The following is a 1529-nucleotide window of genomic DNA, read 5'->3' as shown; positions in this document are numbered from 1 at the left end:
TAAGATATAAGCTTCATGAAACGAATATTGCTTACCCGACTCAATTTCTGTTCCATTGCTACTCTTAAAAATGACAAACATGGCTTCTCCTTTCTTCCATTTGATTTATATTTACTTTCATTTCGATTGATCTCAAAATACATAGTACAAAAAAGAACCTAATACAAGGAAGACAGCAAATAAAAACGCTAATGGTAAAAGGTCTCTTAACAACCTGCCTAAAAAATCAAAAGCTCGCTCAGTTGACACCATACACATGAAAATAAAATAACAAACAGTAAATACTAACATAGCTATCAGCGCCACGATCAAGTAGAATCCTACTGGATTACTATAAAACTCTTTAAAGGACTGTACGATAAACCCTATAATCCAGCCTCCTTTTTGTATCAAATTCAAATTGTATTAAATTCACTCAAATACAACGTTCCAAATCAAACTTTATTTAAAATCTTTATATGATGAATAAAATATACCTTTCTTCGCAAGCGAAAAGTTTATAGCTATTGGTGGATTGAGTTTTTCAGTCCATTTGTATCCTTGACTAATGTAAAACACTAATTCATCTTTATTTAAATATTTTCGTTTTCCTTCGATCGCATAAAGTTTACCTTCTGGATATCCAAATTTTCGATATTCCCATAAGATAGTAAGATCATGAAAATTGAATGTATTAAATTGAATTGCGATAACGCTTGTTTCTAAACTCCCCTCTTCATATTTTTGGAGACGAAAAGGGAATCCATTCTGACCGAATGTTGAGCTAACTACAATTTTATCGCCATTCATTTTCTCCATCCAATTCAAATATAAATCTTTAGGCACTTCAAACTCTTCACATGTTTTTTTGATAAATGTAAAATAGTGATCCTTATCAAAATTAATAATTAAAGACATCAAAACCCCTCTCTTTTTCTATAAAATTCAAATTCTAATAAAAAAAGGCAACAAAAAAAGCCATACCCTTTGCATAGCCTCCTCATTGCCTTATTTATATTTTTTCACTATTTCATCCAGAAAAACGGGAATAAGATTTGACCAAATTTTACATTGCTATTTACGCTCTCTGCTAAGTATTGGCATCCCATTACGATAACAAGTCCGGCTGCCCCACCAATAAACCACCAAATACATTTATGTCTTCCTCGTTCACCGCCCCAAATTAATAGATAAGCGCCCCAGCAAAATACAATCGCTGTACTAACCATTGCCCCTCTTTGCATCCATGCAATAAAAGAATTACCTGTATTAATTAGACCATCCATCGCATCACCTAACACTAACATTTGAGCTATTGTTTCCAACATATACATTCACTCCCTTTTCATTTTTAGATGCTTATACGTTACTAAGCTGACTTGATTCATTCGCCTTGCTATCTTCCTTTACTTCTGTTGATGTTGCTTTATAAGCTTGCAAAGCCTTCATTACTAGATCTTGATTTTCTTCAATGTATTTCTGATGATGTAAATGAAGCCAATGGTTATAATCCTGACCATTGGCTCTTAATAGGTTTGCTACCATATCTT

The 1529-nt window shown here is 32.8% G+C and carries 3 protein-coding genes; all 3 read right to left on the bottom strand.

The genetic code is table 11. The features are described from left to right. Positions 1–441: 441 nt before the first annotated feature. A complete protein-coding gene (locus tag BM089_RS30425; protein ID WP_090979235.1) occupies positions 442–897 on the bottom strand; it encodes a hypothetical protein in 456 nt (151 codons plus the stop codon). A 107-nt stretch (positions 898–1004) separates the two neighbouring features. Continuing rightward, positions 1005–1313, bottom strand: a complete 309-nt coding sequence (locus BM089_RS30420; protein WP_090979231.1) for a hypothetical protein — start codon at positions 1311–1313, stop codon at positions 1005–1007. 25 nt (positions 1314–1338) lie between these two features. Next, positions 1339–1529: hypothetical protein (locus BM089_RS30415; RefSeq protein ID WP_139213370.1), on the bottom strand; the 191-nt coding region annotated here is incomplete at its 5' end.

Source organism: Bacillus sp. 5mfcol3.1, from assembly GCF_900114335.1.
GTDB classification, from domain to species: domain Bacteria; phylum Bacillota; class Bacilli; order Bacillales; family Bacillaceae_G; genus Bacillus_A; species Bacillus_A thuringiensis_S.
This window is presented reverse-complemented; position numbering and strand designations above follow the sequence as displayed.

Excerpts from the sequence above, each read along its gene's own strand:
- BM089_RS30425 (WP_090979235.1), bottom strand. The coding sequence starts at position 897 with ATGTCTTTAATTATTAATTTTGATAAGGATCACTATTTTACATTTATC.
- BM089_RS30420 (WP_090979231.1), bottom strand. The coding sequence starts at position 1,313 with ATGTATATGTTGGAAACAATAGCTCAAATGTTAGTGTTAGGTGATGCG.